This window comes from Neptuniibacter marinus, assembly GCF_965223595.1.
In the GTDB taxonomy this organism is placed as follows: Bacteria; Pseudomonadota; Gammaproteobacteria; order Pseudomonadales; family Balneatricaceae; genus Neptuniibacter; species Neptuniibacter marinus.
Map to the genome: position 1 here is coordinate 2,931,099 of NZ_OZ245004.1, position 18,678 is coordinate 2,949,776.

General features: G+C 42.8%; 15 protein-coding genes and 1 tRNA gene. All 16 read right to left on the reverse strand.

All coding sequences use genetic code 11. From position 1 onward, the window contains the following. Nucleotides 1–18: 18 nt before the first annotated feature. On the reverse strand, nucleotides 19–1,509 hold the full coding sequence (locus ACOQOE_RS13765; protein WP_420554280.1) for a sigma-54 interaction domain-containing protein: 1,491 nt from the start codon (nucleotides 1,507–1,509) through the stop codon (nucleotides 19–21). 114 nt (nucleotides 1,510–1,623) lie between these two features. Further along, complete coding sequence (locus tag ACOQOE_RS13770) at nucleotides 1,624–6,345, reverse strand: DUF3320 domain-containing protein (RefSeq protein WP_420554281.1); 4,722 nt, start codon at nucleotides 6,343–6,345, stop codon at nucleotides 1,624–1,626. 323 nt (nucleotides 6,346–6,668) lie between these two features. Continuing rightward, nucleotides 6,669–6,860 (reverse strand): AlpA family transcriptional regulator, encoded by a 192-nt coding sequence (locus ACOQOE_RS13775; protein ID WP_420554282.1) that lies wholly within the window; start codon nucleotides 6,858–6,860, stop codon nucleotides 6,669–6,671. 310 nt (nucleotides 6,861–7,170) lie between these two features. After that, nucleotides 7,171–7,247: transfer RNA gene (locus ACOQOE_RS13780), tRNA-Pro, on the reverse strand. A gap of 82 nt (nucleotides 7,248–7,329) precedes the next feature. Next, nucleotides 7,330–8,559: an FIST signal transduction protein gene (locus tag ACOQOE_RS13785; RefSeq protein ID WP_197468040.1), complete on the reverse strand. Its 1,230-nt coding sequence runs from the start codon at nucleotides 8,557–8,559 to the stop codon at nucleotides 7,330–7,332. Between the two features lie 166 nt (nucleotides 8,560–8,725). Then, nucleotides 8,726–9,082 carry a MerR family transcriptional regulator gene (locus ACOQOE_RS13790; protein WP_067866303.1) on the reverse strand — a complete coding sequence of 119 codons (357 nt, stop codon included), beginning with the start codon at nucleotides 9,080–9,082 and terminating at the stop codon, nucleotides 8,726–8,728. Further along, nucleotides 9,060–9,365, reverse strand: a complete 306-nt coding sequence (gene ihfA / locus ACOQOE_RS13795) for an integration host factor subunit alpha (protein ID WP_067866305.1) — start codon at nucleotides 9,363–9,365, stop codon at nucleotides 9,060–9,062. The genes ACOQOE_RS13790 and ihfA overlap by 23 nt, the downstream gene beginning before the upstream one ends. A 20-nt stretch (nucleotides 9,366–9,385) precedes the next feature. After that, complete coding sequence (gene pheT / locus ACOQOE_RS13800) at nucleotides 9,386–11,782, reverse strand: phenylalanine--tRNA ligase subunit beta (RefSeq protein ID WP_420554283.1); 2,397 nt, start codon at nucleotides 11,780–11,782, stop codon at nucleotides 9,386–9,388. Between the two features lie 46 nt (nucleotides 11,783–11,828). After that, nucleotides 11,829–12,812 carry a phenylalanine--tRNA ligase subunit alpha gene (gene pheS / locus ACOQOE_RS13805; protein WP_067866310.1) on the reverse strand — a complete coding sequence of 328 codons (984 nt, stop codon included), beginning with the start codon at nucleotides 12,810–12,812 and terminating at the stop codon, nucleotides 11,829–11,831. Nucleotides 12,813–13,005: 193 nt separating this feature from the next. Next, the gene (gene rplT, locus ACOQOE_RS13810; RefSeq protein WP_067866312.1) at nucleotides 13,006–13,362 is read right to left on the reverse strand and encodes a 50S ribosomal protein L20; all 357 of its coding nucleotides are present in this window, start codon (nucleotides 13,360–13,362) and stop codon (nucleotides 13,006–13,008) included. Nucleotides 13,363–13,404: 42 nt separating this feature from the next. Beyond that, nucleotides 13,405–13,599, reverse strand: a complete 195-nt coding sequence (gene rpmI, locus ACOQOE_RS13815) for a 50S ribosomal protein L35 (RefSeq protein ID WP_067866314.1) — start codon at nucleotides 13,597–13,599, stop codon at nucleotides 13,405–13,407. Nucleotides 13,600–13,705: 106 nt separating this feature from the next. Beyond that, entirely contained in the window at nucleotides 13,706–14,209 is a 504-nt protein-coding gene (gene infC, locus ACOQOE_RS13820) for a translation initiation factor IF-3 (RefSeq protein WP_067866316.1), read from the reverse strand. 73 nt (nucleotides 14,210–14,282) lie between these two features. Next, nucleotides 14,283–16,199: a threonine--tRNA ligase gene (gene thrS / locus ACOQOE_RS13825; RefSeq protein WP_067866318.1), complete on the reverse strand. Its 1,917-nt coding sequence runs from the start codon at nucleotides 16,197–16,199 to the stop codon at nucleotides 14,283–14,285. 242 nt (nucleotides 16,200–16,441) lie between these two features. Further along, nucleotides 16,442–16,912, reverse strand: a complete 471-nt coding sequence (locus ACOQOE_RS13830) for a DoxX family protein (RefSeq protein WP_067866320.1) — start codon at nucleotides 16,910–16,912, stop codon at nucleotides 16,442–16,444. Between the two features lie 65 nt (nucleotides 16,913–16,977). Beyond that, nucleotides 16,978–17,748 carry a putative DNA-binding domain-containing protein gene (locus ACOQOE_RS13835; RefSeq protein WP_067866323.1) on the reverse strand — a complete coding sequence of 257 codons (771 nt, stop codon included), beginning with the start codon at nucleotides 17,746–17,748 and terminating at the stop codon, nucleotides 16,978–16,980. Next, on the reverse strand, nucleotides 17,738–18,667 hold the full coding sequence (locus ACOQOE_RS13840) for a DUF692 domain-containing protein (protein ID WP_197468041.1): 930 nt from the start codon (nucleotides 18,665–18,667) through the stop codon (nucleotides 17,738–17,740). Before ACOQOE_RS13840 ends, ACOQOE_RS13835 begins: the two co-directional genes overlap by 11 nt. Nucleotides 18,668–18,678: the final 11 nt, after the last annotated feature.

The following is an 18,678-nucleotide window of genomic DNA, read 5'->3' on the forward strand; positions in this document are numbered from 1 at the left end:
CAAGTTTAAAAGCGGCGGTTATTCAATGCCGTACTTGTCCATCCAATTGTTCAATGTTTGATAGTTTTTAAGGCTCAAAAGTTCTGCTGCCTTTTTCTTACTACCATTCGCTTCCGCCATCGCTCGCTTGATATAGTGTGTGCTAACTTCAGAAATAATACCATTAATATCAATACCTTGAGATACATCTCTATCTAATACTGGCTGTATAGATGCATTAACGCCCAACATAGCTTCCTTGATGTCAGTCTCAGAAAGGCTGGAACTACTTCCCCATAAAGAAGCTCTCAGCAATGTTGCATAGAGCTCTCTTACATTCCCAGGCCAAACGTGATTAAGAATAACTTTTTTTGCGCCAATAGAAATTTTTTTATTTTCATAGCCTGGCTGGCTCGCTGCTTCTTTATTGATCTGCTCTATCATATTTTCAGCTAACAGCCATTGATCACCTTGGCGATCTTTTAGTGGGGGCAAATTCAGCACCCCAATAGCAACACGATAGAACAGATCTTCTCGGAAGTTACCCTCGGCAACTTCCTGCGCTAAATTCCTGTTCGTTGCCACAACAATACGGACATTAACTTTCTTTTCCTGAACGGCCCCCACAGGGACAAATGTTCCATCCTGCAACACCCTCAATAAACGGACTTGGGCATCTGCAGGCAGCTCACCAAATTCATCAAGAAATAAAGTACCACCGTCCGCTTGCTCAAATACACCGGGTCTATTAGCACTTGCTCCAGTAAACGCCCCTTTAACATGACCAAACAGAGTGCTATCAATTAGCTCCGAAGGTATAGCGCCACAGTTAAGTGCAACGAAAGGCTTTTCTGATCGATGACTTGTATTATGAATGGCTCGTGCAAATAGCTCTTTACCTGTACCCGTTTCACCAAAAATCAAAACTGGGACTTCTCGGACAGCCAAAATAGCTGCACGCTCTTTTAAACGGATCATCACAGGATTATTAGTAATGATCTGATCAAATTCAGCGGTTGAGGGCGGTGTATAAGCAATAAGGTTAGTTAACTCGCCATCGAGTATCTCACTCACAGAGGGGAGGAAATCAGCAGCAATATCAAAAGGTACATCAACCTCTTGTACGCCTTGTTCCTTAGAGGATTGCAAGAACTTAGCTTTGTATTTTGTCTTACCCGTTAAAATAGACACAGAAGTCATCGCTGGAGTGCCTGAAGACAGCTGGATATATAGTTCCAAGCCTGGATTAGCACCCACTACTTGGCTTAACGTTGTATCTAGGGCTTTATAGATATCTGCAAAGTGGATCGGGGAACGCAGATCAGCCTTAACGACTTCAAAGCTCGTACTAAACTCTGAATTCAATCGGCTAGTAAATGCGTCACACTCATCTGGAGATTGATTATGGAGCAGATAAGCGTTATCAAAGCGATATTCTTTCAAAACACTTACTAGAGGCCCACTCATTGGATCCTCTAATCCACCTTTTAAATCAGCATAACCGATCCATGAAACAAGTATCTTAGCCATGAGGTATAAAATTAATTCCATTTAAAATAAGAATATTTATTCTCTAGGAACTTCACGCCTATCACAACCCTAAATCAGGCCATTATGAATAATCCCTATAAGTCAGCAGCACTATCATTGGGGCAGGCTTATTATTTCACCATCCTGAATTAACTTGCCACTCGCTACCAACCCTTCTAACGATGAATCCATATACATACGTGCCTTTTCTGTCGAACGTTGGAACCCCATTAGAGATAAAGCCTCAGCTACAGCATCTTGCTTAGTTAAACTAAAAGCCATTTTCACTGCCGTTTCTAATGATTCAGCCATCTCTTCACTTGGCACTAACTCAATTTTCTTCATAGCCGTCGGCAATGCTGAACGATCCCTGAGAGGCGTCGCTTTTTTTTCGTCCTGGTAAATAAAACCATTATCTACATGAAAACAATTTTGTTTATGACCCTCAGCTACAGCTTTCTCAACATGTTTCATAATCCGCTGACCTACTCGTGAATGACCAGCGCTCTCAGTTATTCGTCTAGCTGCTTCTTTTAAATGAATAGGCCCTTCAACTGCAAGAATAGCTTTAACTGCACTTTGTATTTGGGGGTGATCAAGCTCATGGATTTCTGCAGCAACAGGAATTCCGATCTCTCCAGAAACGAGTGTGTAGGGATTAGCGCTAACAGAAATATCGGTATCAACATCAACACGCTGAACTCGTGCTGGCTTGGCTTCTTCAAGAGGTACCGTGCTTTCCTCAATTACTTGCCCAGCATCTACTTTCTCATAAAACTCAATGGCCTTCTGAATAGATTCTTTTACTCGCTGCATCTCTTTATGAGGGTTTCGAAACCAATCAGTACTCCATATACGATGAAAACGCCAACCTAGACCTTCCAACACATCCTGACGTAATCTATCGCGATCACGAGCGCTAGCCGAACTGTGATACGTCGCACCATCGCACTCAACCGCTAACACGTAGCGGCCTGGCTTTTTGGGATCTCTCACCGCTATATCAATGAAAAAACCAGCGGAGCCTACTTGCGGTTCAACGTCATAACCTAATTGCCTAATAGCCGAAATAACTTCATCTTCAAACGGCGAATCTGTCTCTTTACCCGTTTCAGTAAGTCTTTCCAGATTTCCTGTTTCCGCATATTTGAGGAAATTTTTTAAGGACTTAACACCAAAGGGAGTTGATTCATCGGTTTTAAGGTCATCTGCACAAAAATTACTGAACACCTCCATACCTAATCTAGCACGCGTAATTAATACATTAAGACGGCGCTGCCCGCCTTCCCTGTTAATCGGACCAAAGCTTTTAGGTATGCTTCCTGCGGCTGTTCGGCCATAAGCAATACTTATTAAGATGATATCGCGTTCATCCCCTTGTACATTTTCTAAGTTTTTTACAAAAAAGGTTTCACCGTCATCTCGCTGAATATTAAAAAATGGCTCACAGCTCGGGTCTTCTCTTCGAAGCCTCTCGACCTCCAACAAAATACAGTCTCGCTGCGCTGTACTAAATGCCACCACCCCCAATGTTAAGGTTGGCTTAGTTTTCGCGTGAAGCATAACAGTTTCAGCTATCGCTCTAGCTTCTCCCGGATTTGTTCGCGACTCGCCACGCTCATATACAGTGTCTGGCAAATAATTAAATTTTAATCCTGTAGCATCGGGATGAACACCAGGAGAAGGGAAAACCATCAATTTGCCATCGTAGAACTCTTGATTGGAAACCGCTATTAAAGAATCATGTCGACTACGGTAATGCCAACGTAACATGGCCTCAGCGGCCCCTTGAGATAAGAACATGCTAAGAATGCTTTCAATATCTGCCGTTTGACTTTCATCTGCATCATCGTCATCTAACTCAAGGGCCCTGCCAAAGAAATCGGTGGGTGGCATCTGTTTAGTATCCCCAACAACCACAACCTGATGCCCTCTCAAAATTGGACCGAAAGCATCTACCACTTTTATTTGACTTGCCTCATCAAACACCACTAAATCAAACTCTACCGCCCCTTGCTCCAAATAAGTTGCAACTGACATAGGGCTCATCATAAATACAGGTTTAGCTTGCTGAATAGCCCTTCCTGCTTGAGAGATCAATTTTCGAATGGGAAGGTGACGACGCTTTTTATTCATCTCTCGACGAACAACGGCCATTTCTCCCGCTCCAGCAGATGACGGCATCTGCTGGTGAAGCTTATCCATCAAAGCTTCTTGTGCGTGATTAAACAACTTTTTATCAAGCCGCTTAAACTCATCAATCACATTTTCTTGACTGACTCGATCAAACTGCCGAAGAGCCTCACGTTGCTTATAGGCCTCCGCTACTAATCCTGAATACCAACTCATCTTCATTGTAGTTAATAACAACTTTGCTGGCAGTGCCCATTCATAAGATAACTCCCCAATTTCCGTTAACCCGGAACGCTTAAAGGATTGGCGAAGACGGTTATAACGAGTCATTTGATACAGATCATCAATACGCTGCTGCCAGCTCTCTAAAGCCCCTATAAGATTAGACAAATCAACATGCTGAAGTGATCTATTACCTTGACCTGGAAGTTCAGTAGAAAGCCGAACCATTACTTCACCGACAGTTTTTTCCAGTAATGCCGAATGACTTGCTAACTGTTCTAGGCGGGGCTGCCACTCTTCGACACTGCTTACCCCTTCAAGAAAACGAAGTAAACCTTTAGGTAAATCCCCTTTTCCTACTTCATCATAGAGCTCAATAACCCACTCGGTTAACTTAGCCAATACCTCCCAGTCACTGCTTTCACCTTGCCACTGCGCACCAAATAAGCTTTCACCCAATAACTGATGTTTGCTGAACACTTCATTTAGTGTCTGAAATTTTAGAATGTCATCAATTAAGTCAACACAATCCGTAGCAGCTTTAGGAAGCTCCGACCTCAGTAAGCCCTGTAATGTTCGTTTAGCCTGCCTAAACTCACTAGATAAAAAACGCCACCAGCTATGACCAGTAGTTGCCCACACGCTCCTAGTTGTGAGTAATTCTGCGCCCCATGCTTGATCAATCAATTGATTTTCACGTTTCTTTTTAAGCTGTGAAATTTCAGAACCCGCAGATATTAACTCACGCAGCTGATCACGCCGCTGCTGCCAATCATCTGTTGTTAAACTCAATCCAGCTAAATGAGGAGCTGCCACAGCACGAGTTGCTGCGCGATGTAGAGCCTGAATATCATCTAAGGTATTAGGCTCCTGTAACTCCATATCTATAGCTAACGCACTTGCTTCTTTTTTACACAGCTCGACCAATGCAAGAGAATCGGTAAGTAAATTGACTATCTGATTTTGCTCGATCGGAGAAAAATCTTCTAACCTTGAATCTGCAAAAGCGTTTTCAGCAGGCACGCCCATCGTTTCAAGATGCTCGACCAACTCTTTAACCAATAGGCAAGCCTCATCAAAATCATGACGAGTCCATTCTCGCATTCCAGTAAAATCAAGTTCAGGCAGTGCTTGATCATCCGTCGTTTTTTTAAGCTGTAGATGATGCCCTAAAGCATCAATATAGCTCACTGATGAGTTCAGGATTGGCTCATTAACTTGGTTAGAATAAGTATCAAGCTGATCTTGCAAGCGCGAATGACGGCGCTTGTCCGGCGTTCGATCTTCTACCGCTGGAGCACCCAACTCAAAAGTCCGTTTCAATTCTTCCAATACAGATTTTTTATTACTTTTGTGACTATGGAGTTCTAATACTGCATCACCTAGCTGGCACTCATCTAGGCGCCGCTTTACAACATCTAAGGCTGCCATTTTTTCGGCTACAAAGAGAATTCGTTTACCATCAGCTAAAGATTCAGAAATGATATTAGTAATAGTCTGTGATTTACCTGTGCCTGGAGGCCCCTGGATTACTAAATTAGATCCCTGTTTAACTGCCATAACTGCTTCTGTTTGGCTTGAATCTGCGTCCTTAACAAAATGCAAATCGACTAATTCTAGTGCTTTACTCGCACGATCATCCCCAAGCCCCCCGTCAGCCAAGGATTCTCCCCCAAAGCCTTCACCTAACAACCCATTCAATACAGGATGATCTGATGGCTGTTTATTAGCGGGCCAATTATTGCCATCCAGATCTTGGTACATCTGAAACTTACCAAACGAGAAAAAGCCGATTGCTATATCATCTACATTAATCTTCCAGCGAGGCTGATCCTTTATCCGTTCAGCTACTTCATTAAAGTACGCAACGATATCAAGCTCTTCACCAAACTCAGGTAGCTCAATATTAAATTCCATTTGCAGTTTGGCAGCCAAGCTTAAATTGGGCCCAATATCCGCTTGCGTATAACTAATCTTAAAACGCTCTTTAGCTGACGATCGCTCAAGGGCAACAGGAATTAAAACCAAAGGAGCCTTACGAGGGTTAGAGGAGTTTTTATCTTCGAACCAAGTTAAAAAACCCAGTGCCAGATACAAAATATCAACACCTTGCTCTTCGTAATAAGTACGAGCCTCAGTGCTGACTTTCAATAACCGTTTATCTAATTTTTCCGTCGTTAATTTAGTCTGCAGCTTAGTATCAACATGACGCCCACTGCCATACATCTCTTCCAACAAAGCGGGCAATGGCTGGGAATTGTCAACCTGATCATCTTCATCAACCAACGAATCAGGAACTGCCGAAAACGTCATAGCCTTATTTTGTTCAACAAAAATCCGGTAAACCTCAGCTGAGACCTCATCAACAACTTCTAATGTTTTAGCATTCTGACGGAAGTGAAGTAATGTATTACCCCTAAGCCCCATATCCAATAATTCTAGCCGCGCGTACTCAAGACTTTTTTTAACAGGGTTAGACATAAAACTTCCTTATTAATTGATTTCTATATAAATGGGAAAGGCCCAGCAATCATTTAACTGTGGAGACTACTATTGACTAAGAGTTATGATGCTAATAACAATGACATTAAACTCAACTCTCATATATTAACAATACGACTTCGCGACAACAAACATGGAAATATTACCGTTAGAGTTCTAAATAAGCATTATTGACTACTTTAATAGATATTTTCCACTTGATTTAATTTACCAATACTAAGAACGATAATTTTCTAAATACCTCCTCATATCTAGTATGAGTCAATCAACCGCACTAATCCCAAGAGAGGTTTGCTTGACGCTTAGTATGCACAGACATCTCTTTGCTCTATCTTGTCCAAAACCCAATCATCCACTTCACTCACTATCCAAGCAACTGCAGGCTCGCCCAATGATACAGGTTTAGGGAACTCTCCTTCTGCCACATACTTATGGATAGTGGAGCGCCCCAATCTGGTATTGCTCATTACTTCTTTCAGTTTGATTAATCTCATGACGTATTCCTCATCAGCGTTCATAAGATCAATCCCTCTTACTCGGCGTTATCGCAGGGTATAACTGGTCTAGAAAGCAAGATACTTAATGCTTCACCAGCATATAGAAGAAAGAGATAACTTAAAGGAAAGGTGCGATTAATTGACAGATAAACTAGATCAACTTCGCGTAACTTCAGATAAAGAAATGTGAACTGAAAAGCAGCCTCTATTAATACGGCTAGTAAGTTGTAAATAGCAACGAGAATCGAGCTTCCATCTAAACTAGAAAGAAGAGAGACCGAAAACAATCAGAACTTATTGATTTTATTGGTCGGGATGAGAGGATTTGAACCTCCGACCCCTTGCACCCCATGCAAGTGCGCTACCAAGCTGCGCTACATCCCGACTAAGAACTTGAGAGCGAGCGCTCTTCAAGAGGGCGGTATATTAACTTAACCGCCTGAATCTGTGAAGAATTTTTAAGAATTTATTGTGTAATAACCTCTTCCGCTATCACCATTACAGTAGCGGTTTGATTATAGTGACCAATGGAGCCACCTTGTGTTGAGCCCTGCTCGCCAAATGTATTAAATCCAATTAAAGGCACCTCTTCTCCGCAGACCTCTTGTAGCAAACTGAGGTCATCGACTTTTAGACGGCATTTAAGTTCGTGGCGCAGGATACAGTTAAAGACGATTACAGCAGCGATTTTTTTAGGGCTGCCCGCATCAATAATCGCTTTTTCCAAGGTTTCTTTAAAACGTTGCTTGGCGATTTCCGCATCGGTTTTCATCTCCCGAAGAAAAGCGCCTTTAGGGATCTCCGCATAAAAACTTACGCTACCATCTTCATGTACCTGTTGCGCACTTTTGATTGTGTATTCTGCAAACACATCGGAAGATTTAATCCCAAAGGGGTTTTGTATAAAAAGTTCAGGCGTTAGGTCGTCACTTTCTAGCAACTTTTCAAGCACCTCTTTTGCTGGTTTACCATTGAGGCTTATCACTCTACGACCAGAAGACTTTGTAACTACAGCACCTTTACTGGCAGGTGTGTAAGGGTGCCCCATCGCTGTACCAATTTTTAACCCGCTACTAAAACTAGCAATGGCGGCAGCATCTTGATAAATCCCATTACAGATCTGATAGCTTTTACTGTCAGAGAAATCGGTAGCGGTCGACCCCCCGATAATTTGCGATACAGTTCCAGTTTCAAGAATAAGGCTACGTAAAAACGCTTCCTCTTGTGCCGATGTACCATCCGGTAACACCATGTTAATACAAGGCTTAATACGAGAGACTTCATTTGCCCCTTTACTGTCTAGCGCAATCGCCATAAGGGACATAACAGCAGGGTTTGATAATAAGTTAGAGTAGGCATTACGAATAGCGTCTTTAGCCGCCTGTTCTGGCTGAGCGGTTAAGTTTTCACCTATGCCTAAACCAACGCTGAAGTAGGAACTTTGCAGGGTAAGAATAACAACCGTACCTGTTTGGGGCTCATCCATTAAACTGGAAAACTCTCCCCAAGCACTACCGCCAATAATTGGGGTATTTTCACCTACGATTGATCTTACATCTGCGTAAGCTTGATGAATGTCTAATGAGAAACTAATAAAACAGATTACTAGATCTGGTTTAGGTGTTTTCTCCATTGCTTGGTTCGCAGCAGTTGCTGCATCAGTCGCGTGACCTAACCCGACTCTAACAATAGCCATATCCATATCTCGCCGTTATTATTTTTGTTACATAATAGTAACTGAACAGCGATATCTAAACCAATAGTCTAAGAAAGAAACAGTGCCAAAGAGGGAGGGTATTGAAACTATGTATGTAAAACAGTTGTTTTAATAGATCCAAATATATAGAACTAAAGACGTATAACTAGTTCCGTTTAGACGAAGCTAGAATTGCTTCCAGTTCGGTAATTGTTTGCCGAAGCAACTGTTTATATTGATTTTGATCATCTTCGTTATTCTCGCCAGATAAATACTGCTTAGCCCCGCTCAAGGTATAACCTTGATCGTGTAATAAGCTTTTAATTTGGCGAATTAGCAGAACATCCTGCCGTTGATAATAACGACGATTATTACGTTTTACAGGCGATATTTGGCTAAACTCTTTCTCCCAATAACGCAGTACATGCGCTTTGAGATCACAAAGTTTAGCCACTTCACCAATAGTAAAATAACGCTTACCCGGAATAGGGTTAGGGTCGTTACTCTGCTCCGTCTCCAGCATAAGTTTCGACACGATCCTTCAGTTTTTGACCAGGTCGGAAAGTCACTACACGGCGAGCCGCTATAGGTACCTCTTCCCCCGTTTTGGGATTGCGGCCCGGTCTTTGACGCTTATCGCGCAGATCAAAGTTACCAAAGCCGGACAGTTTCACCTGCTCGTTATCAGCCAGACATGCACGGATTTCATCAAAAAACGACTCCACCATCTCTTTGGCTTCGCGTTTATTTAACCCAAGCTCTTCATTTAGGCGTTCAGCCATTTCAGCTTTTGTTAACGAACTCATGATAAATCACCTTTCGCTGCTTACTCTCGCAATGTGGCACTCAACTTAGAAGCTAGTGCTGAAACAACTGCGTCAATTGCGCTGTTTATTTCTTCGTCATTAAGAGTGCGCGAAGGATGCTGCCACGTCAAGCCCACAGCAAGACTTTTTCGTCCTGATTCAATACCTTGGCCCTGATAAACATCGAAAAGAGTGACTTCTTTAATAAATTCGCCTGCATGCTTCTCTGTAATCTGACGAATTGATTCAAATGCTACAGACTCATCCACAATCAATGCTAAGTCACGACGCGACTCTGGAAATTTAGAAATCTCATCATAACGAGGTAATTTACCTTGGCATAATGCAGCTTGGTTAAGCTCAAACAGATATACAGTACCATTCAAACCCAGCTCTTTAATCAAGTTAGGATGTAAAGCACCGATAAAGCCAATCGCGTTACCTTTACGCTCGATACGTGCGGTCTGCCCAGGATGCAAAGCGATATGACGGTCAGCAACAAAACTGAATTCATCCGCAGCACCACCAAGAGCTAGCAAGCTCTCCAAGTCACCTTTAATATCGAAGAAATCAACAGCGTCTTTACCTGCGTTCCAGCCTTCAGGGTCACGAGGGCCGGTGATCACACCCGCTATCACGTTTTCTTGAATAATCTCATCGCCGTCCGTAGGTAAAAAGCGCTGTCCGCTTTCAAACATGCGTACACGGTTTTGTTGACGGTTCTGGTTGTATTGAACGGCTTTAACAAGACCGGGCCAAATACTTGTACGCATTACAGCCATCTCAGCGGAAATTGGGTTAGCTAACGCAATCGCTTCGTATTGATCATCAAACTTTTTCTGCAAACCCGCTTCAATAAAGCTGTAAGTAATCGCTTCTTGATAACCTAAGGCGGTCAGAGCACGGCGCACATTGTGAATCGTTACAATGGTTTCATCATTCGCTTTGATCGGCATAGACGCCATTGGTGTGCGTACAGGTAGATTGTTATAACCATAAACACGGGCCAACTCTTCAATAAGATCAACTTCGATAGCGATATCAAAACGATAAGAGGGTACAGATACGCTCCATTCGCCTTCTGTCGATGTTTTCTCAATACCTAAACCTAAGCGTGTCAAAATCTCTTCGATCTCAGTAGATGACATCTCAAACGCCAACATACTATTCACTTTGCTTTGACGCAGAGTAACTTGACGAGCTGATGGCAGTTCATCTTGGTCAACAGTTTCAATAACTGGACCTGCTTCACCACCAACAATCTCAATCAATAAAGCGGTAGCACGGTTGATCGCTTTAGCTTGTAGCTGCCAATCTACACCCCGTTCAAAACGGTGAGATGAATCTGTATGCAAACCATAAGAACGCGCACGACCCGCAATAGTAATGGGGTTAAAAAAGGCGCTTTCTAGAAAAATATTTTTAGTCTCTGCCGTTACGCTAGTCGGTTCACCACCCATAATGCCGGCCATAGCAACAGGCCCTTTAGCATCAGAGATAGTCAGCGTATCAGTATTAAGCTCAACCTCTTGCCCATCAAGCAGTACAAGCTTTTCACCCTGCTCTGCACGACGAACAACGATGCCGCCTTCTAACTTATCTAAGTCAAAGGCATGCATTGGCTGACCTAATTCCAAAAGAATGAAGTTAGTGACATCAACGACTGGGTCGATACTACGCACACCAGAACGCTCAAGCTTCTGTTTCATCCACAATGGCGTTTCGGCCTGTGGATTAATATTACGAATCACACGGCTAACATAACGCGGGCAATCAGCACTGTCTTTTAAACCAACCGTAAATTGGTCATCAATGGTTGCAGCAACCTCAGGTGCGTCTATAAAGGTAACCGGCGCTTTATTAAGTACACCCACTTCGCGAGCAAGGCCGGTAATACTTAAACAGTCCCCTCGGTTAGGCGTAAGGTCAACATCAATAATATTATCATCAAGACCTAAGTAATCACGGATACAGGCACCTACAGGTGCTTCAGCCGGTAGCTCCATAATGCCGCCATGGTCTTCAGAAATACCTAGCTCATCATCCGCACATAACATACCGAAAGATTCAACTTGGCGTAGCTTAGCCTTCTTAATCTTAAAAGTTTTACCATCAGGCGTTGGGAGTACAGCCCCCACTGTCGCAAAGGCTGTTTTTAAGCCTGCACGTGCATTAGGTGCACCACATACAACTTGGAACTCTTCGCTACCACTTGATACAGTACAAACCTGCAGCTTATCAGCATTAGGATGCTGTTCAGCTGTTAGAATCTCACCGACAACAACACCACTAAAATCTTTAGCTGCCGCTTCTACTTCGTCTACTTCAAGACCTGCCATTGTGACCTGATCAACAAGACCCTGCGTATCAATTGCAGGGTTTACCAGTTCACGTAACCACTTTTCACTGAATTTCATTTTGCTTTCCCGAAAATCCTGTTAATAACCACTAAACGTTTATTGATCAGTTAAACTGACCTAAGAAACGCAGGTCGTTTTCAAAGAACAAGCGCAGGTCATTTACGCCATAACGTAGCATTGCCAAACGTTCCACACCCATGCCGAAAGCAAAGCCAGTGTACTCTTCAGGGTCGATACCCGATGCTTCAAATACTTTTGGATGCACCATGCCGCAACCAAGAACTTCTAACCATTTGCCATCACCACGATCAATATCCACTTCGATAGATGGTTCTGTAAATGGGAAATAAGATGGACGGAAACGTACACGTACATCTTCTTCAAAAAACTCACGAAGGAACTGCTCTAACGTGCCTTTCAAATCAGCAAAACTAATATTTTTATCTACAATCAAACCTTCAACCTGATGGAACATCGGTGAATGAGTTTGGTCGTAATCACAGCGATAAACTCGGCCGGGACAGATAATACGTAGAGGTGGCTGCTGTGTTTCCATAGTACGTACTTGCACACCTGAAGTATGTGTACGCAATAAGGTATTGGCATTAAAATAGAACGTATCATGCATCGCCCGCGCAGGATGGTGCGACGGTATATTTAGAGCTTCGAAATTGTGATAATCATCTTCAATCTCAGGCCCCTCTTCAACGCTGTAACCAATGCCAGCAAAGAACGCTTCTATACGTTCCATTGTTTTAGTTACAGGGTGTAAACCACCAAGTTCCTGACCACGACCGGGCAAAGTAACATCAATTGTCTCGTCTGCCAGTTTAGCTTCCAATGCCGCAGATTCTAACGAGGCTTTACGCTCGTTAATCTTATCTTGCAGTGCCTGTTTAGCTTCATTGATTTTGGCACCCGCCTGTGGACGCTCTTCAGCAGACAGCTTACCCAACCCTTTTAGCAGGGCTGTCAGCTCACCTTTTTTACCCAAGTACTGAACTCGTACATCGTCCAACGCTTGCGTAGTCGTTGCCTTAGCAACAGCTTCAGTACCTGCTGCCAACAGGCTTTGAATGTTTTCCATTATCCGGCTCCAATAATCAGGAGAAAAAGACCATAACCTTTATCTATATGAGAAAAGTAGGTCCCTACATAAAATCAGTTTCTTTGCGCAAATTTCATCAATAAATCTGTGCAAAAAAACCGAAAAAATAGGGGAAGAGCTTGCACCCTTCCCCTATTTCAATCGAGTCGTTCACACGACACTGGGTGCTTACTTACGCTAGAGAAGCTTTCGCTTTCTCAACGATCGCAGCAAATGCGCCAGCTTCGTGAACAGCTAGATCAGCTAGAACCTTACGGTCGATTTCAATGTTAGCCTTTTTAAGACCAGCAATGAAACGGCTGTAAGACAAACCATTGATACGTGCACCAGCGTTGATACGTGCAATCCACAATGCGCGGAATTGACGTTTTCTCTGGCGACGGTCACGGTATGCATACTGACCAGCTTTAATAACAGCCTGTTTAGCAACGCGGAATACACGGCTACGAGCACCGTAATAACCTTTTGCTTTTTTCAGGATTTTTTTGTGACGACGACGGGCAACAACACCACGTTTAACGCGAGCCATAACTTTCCTTCCTTTCTAAATTCTATTAACTAAAAAAATCGTTTAAATATAAGGCAACATACGACGAACTAGAGCCTTATCAGCAGCATGAATCTGCATCATCGGGCGTAGCTGACGCTTACGCTTAGTCGATTTTTTAGTCAGAATATGACTAGTGAAGGATTGCTTGTGCTTGAAGCCGTTAGCGGTTTTCTTAAAACGCTTAGCCGCACCACTATTAGATTTCATTTTAGGCATTACTAAAATCTCCACGCATTCGTTAATTTTTTTTCACTCAGAACAAACGACAAAACCCGCAGCTAACTTTTTAACGAGTTAGTCACGGGTTAAGGTAAGTAACGAGTTACTTTTTCTTCTTCGGAGCTAAGACCATGACCAATTGACGGCCTTCCATCTTAGGACGCTGTTCAACTACGGTTGTCTCTTCCAAATCTTTTTCGATTCGTTGGAGCAACTGCATGCCCAGTTCCTGATGAGCCATCTCACGGCCACGATAACGTAGTGTTATCTTGGCTTTATCTCCTGCTTCAAGGAAACGTATCAGGTTGCGTAGTTTTACCTGATAATCACCCTCTTCCGTATTTGGACGGAATTTTACTTCTTTAATCTGAACCTGGTGCTGTTTCTTCTTGGCTTCATTTTTTTGCTTTTTCAGCTCATATAAATGTTTGCCATAATCCATCACCTTACAGACGATAGGATCCGCTTCAGAAATCTTCACCAGATCAAGACCCGCTTCTTGAGATGCCTCAATAGCGTCTTTAATCGGTACGACGCCTATCTGCGTTCCGTCTGGACCAATCAACCTGCATTCTTTAGTTACTTTAAGCAGGTTCTCATTGATCATGGGCTCCTCTCTGCGAGCGCCCCTTTTATTATCACGCCTGATAGCTGTATCTCCTGACCATTATTTAGTCTAATTATTCCTGACGACCTTTCTTGGCGACATCGCTACCAAGAAGGTTTATAAATTCATCTTGAGACATGGAACCAAGGTCTACACCTGTTCTCGTACGTACCGCAACGGTACCTGCCTCAACTTCTTTATCGCCTATTACAAGAAGGTAAGGAACCTTCTGTAAAGTACGCTCGCGAATTTTAAAGCCGATCTTCTCATTTCTCAAGTCCGACTCGGCCCTGAATCCGTTATTTTCAAGATTTTGGACAACTTTTTCACAATATTCTGCTTGTTTGTCCGTAATATTCATCACAACAGCCTGTACAGGCGATAACCATGTCGGTAATGCACCGGCAAAGTTCTCGATCAGAATACCAATAAATCTTTCAAAAGAGCCCAAAATTGCTCGATGGAGCATGACTGGAGTCTCACGTTCGCCCTGCTCATTTACAAATTGAGCACCTAAACGACCGGGCATTGAGAAATCTACTTGAATAGTACCACACTGCCAAACACGACCAAGACAATCTTTCAAAGAAAATTCAATTTTAGGGCCATAAAAGGCGCCTTCGCCTGGAAGTTCACCCCATTCAAGGCCAGCAGCATCTAATGCATCCGCCAGAGCCTTCTCGGCTTTATCCCAAACTTCATCTGAACCTACACGCTGTTCTGGGCGTGTAGACAGTTTGTATATAACTTCGGTAAAACCAAAATCATCATATACTTCATCAAGAAATTCGATAAAGCGTGCAACTTCTTCTTGAATCGAGTCTTCAGCACAAAAAATATGCGCATCATCTTGCACAAAGCCGCGCACACGCATAATACCGTGTAAGGCACCTGATGGCTCATTACGGTGACAACAGCCAAACTCAGCCAAACGTAAAGGCAGATCTCGGTACGAGCGCAACCCTTGGTTAAACACTTGAACATGACAAGGGCAGTTCATTGGCTTAATTGCAAAATCGTGGTTTTCAGAGTGTGTTGTAAACATCTCTTCTGAGAACTTATCCCAGTGACCTGATTTCTCCCACAAGGAGCGTTCAACCACTTGTGGTGTTTTAATCTCGTTATAACCATGCTGGCGCTGCTTAGTACGCATGTACTGTTCGATCTGCTGATAAAGCGTCCAACCATTTGGATGCCAAAACACCATGCCCGGTGCTTCTTCTTGCAGATGGAACATATTAAGCTGTTTACCCAGCTTACGGTGATCACGTTTTTCAGCTTCTTCTAAGCGGTGCAAGTACGCTTTAAGTGCTTTTTTATCACCCCAAGCAGTACCGTAAATGCGCTGTAGCATTTCATTATTGGAGTCGCCACGCCAGTATGCACCGGCAACCTTCATCAATTTGAATGCTTTAATATGACCCGTAGATGGCACGTGTGGGCCACGACAAAGATCAATAAAATCACCTTGAGAGTAGAATGAAAGATCTTCAGCATCCGGAACAGCCTGTAGCAGCTCTACTTTGTACTTCTCACCCATCTCATCAAACATTTTAGTCGCTTCATCACGACTCATAATTGAACGGGTAACCGGTAGATTCTGCTTTGTTAGTTCAGCCATTTTCTTTTCGATTTTTTCTAGATCTTCTGGCGTAAACGGGCGTTCGTAAGCAAAGTCGTAATAGAAACCATCTTCAATAACAGGCCCGATGGTTACCTGAACACCTGGAAAAAGTGCTTGAACTGCCATTGCCATCAGATGCGCGCAAGAGTGACGAATCACTTCTAAACCTTCTTCATCACGGGAAGTTATAATCGCGAGGTCTGCATCATCTGCAATGGTAAAAGAAGTATCAACTGGCTGACCATTCACTTTACCAGCAAGGGCAGCTTTCGCTAAACCTGCACCAATATCAGCAGCAACTTCGAAAACAGTAACCGGATTAGCAAACTCACGTTTGCTACCGTCAGGTAGGGTAATTACAGGCATGTTATTTCCTTAGTTTCAGTGGTGACCCATACGGAAGGCCACATAGAATAATGGTTAAACTCGCATATCATACAAACCAAGTACGCTGCGGCGCGCCATTATATTCTATTGCAGAGCAGGTAGCTATAACGCACTTAAGAAACACTCGACAAGGCATTGCATTTAAGTTTATTCACGAAAAACCCAAACTTATTCGTATTATTTAACAACTTGCCCTATATCTATGTCGCCTTAATTATTTCCTATGTACTGTATGAAAGTACCTTTCTTTGCTTCACTTCAGCAACACGTAACATAAATCCATCGATACTCGCCACACCGGCACCATAAACAATAAGCTGAACCAGTAAAATACCCCATATATAGTGAAGATATAGTGCTGCAGGTGCTATTTCGACCAAACTAATGACAGCCACATAGTTGACAATAAACAAGCCTAACGCCGTAAACCGTGTAAAAAAGCCTAATACCAACAGCACAGGTAAAACTAGTTCACCAACCGTGCCTAAATAAGCGGCAAGTTCAAATGGTATCAACGGCACTTGGTACTCCTCTTCAAAGAGAAACAACGTTGTATCCCAATCTTGTACCTTTGTAAGCCCAGCTAAAAAGAAAATCTTTGCTATATATAATCTTGCTAATAGAGCAACCCAGCTATGGGCGGTAACAATCTTATCTACCTTTGTAAGATAGCCTTGATAAAATTTACTCATGATAATAATCACTCTTAAAATCTTTTAAAAAATCAAATTCACAATGGAAACGGACGAGATCTGTTTCAACGTAAGCCTTCTAACCACTGTTCTTCAATTGCAACACTTAACCAACCTGATAGATCAAAGGTTACATATTTTTCCAATAACTGGTCTAAACTCAAACCTGCCAACACGTCTATTAACCAAGCCTGTTCTTGTTCGGTTAATCGCTCTACGCAAGGCACAGCTTCGCGCTGATAAATAACAATACGATGCAGTTCTATAGGTTCCTTTAAAAGCACGGCTAATTCATTAGTGTCAATTTGGTTTTCATCTAATTGATGCAACATCCAAATTTCATCCACTGGATAGTGAAAACTCAGAACCTTCAACGTTTTGGATAGTTGAATAAATACACTCTTCAAATTCTGCTCGGATAAGCGAGCCAGTGAATTAACATTGAGTTCGGTCCCTACGCCTCGAGCGGTTTCATGTAAGAACCACTCAAATGATGCAATTTCTGCTAAATAAGGGTGCTGATCATACAATTCAGTTGTCATAATTAGTGATGAAAGCTGCTCACCCCAATCAGCCCAATCACCTGAAGCTGGAAGCTCTATATGCAGTAATTTCCGCGTTAAACCGCTTAATGCCTCACGCCCAATCATTTTATCAATTACGGGGTATTTTAATGATAAGGCTCGAACTGCGGTCATCAATAAGTTGTTCTGGTAGATTTTTAAGCCTTTGCTCATCTGATCCTCTTCTTTATTTTCGAGCATTGATTGTTCGGAAAAGATTAGGGCTATTAAAGCTTCTTGGCGGCGACATAAAATATCGAGTTCAGATTGCATTTAAAAAGCCCTCTTCACTCATCGGTACGTTTTTCATAATGGTTATCCCACTCATAATAGAGCGCGCCTTGGTCGCCTGATCTAATAAAACAGGCCAACTTGGCAAGTTATTATCCCATTCAATCAACGTTGTTACCGCCCCAAACTGCTTTAGTGCCGTGCGGTATAGCGACCAGCACTCATCAGAAACAGGCTGACTATGATCATCAATAATCAGTTCATTCTCAGCAACCGGTGTATAACCTGCTAAATGAATCTCTCCCACTGCACCAGTAGGTAATTGCTGCAACCACTGTGACGCAGTTTGGAGTGAACTCTCATCACTAAAATTATGCGCGTTCACAATTAAGTTATTCAGATCCACCAGCAATCCACATCCTGTGCGATTTACAAGTTCAGTTAAAAACTCTGTTTCGCTCATATTTGAAAACCGAAATTCAACATAAGAAGATAAGTTTTCAACTAGAATTTTACGCCCTAACACTTGCTGAACTTTATCTACATTTTCAGTCATAACTTGCAGGTTTTGCTGGCTAAACTCTAGAGGCAGAAGATCTCCCGCATGTACAGCATTTCCATTAAGGTTACTCCAAGTGAAGCAGGCATGATCAGAGATCAATATCGGGGTAACTTTCTGTGATAAGCGCTTTAAACGCTGCAGATAATCTCTGTTTATACCTACAGCCGAGCCTAGCCCCATGGAGGTTGAATGTAAGCTAATGGGATATTGCTGCGCGATATCATCTAAAATCGCAGGTACAATCCCACCTTCAGCAAAGAAGTTCTCGGCATGCACCTCGACAAAATCAATGGAAGATGACCCAAGCAGGGCTTCCTTATAATGAGGGTGGCGCAGCCCGACCCCAACCATTGATGAAAGAGTCTCACCTCTAGTATGAGCTGTATTTAAACAGGACATCTTCTTTCTCC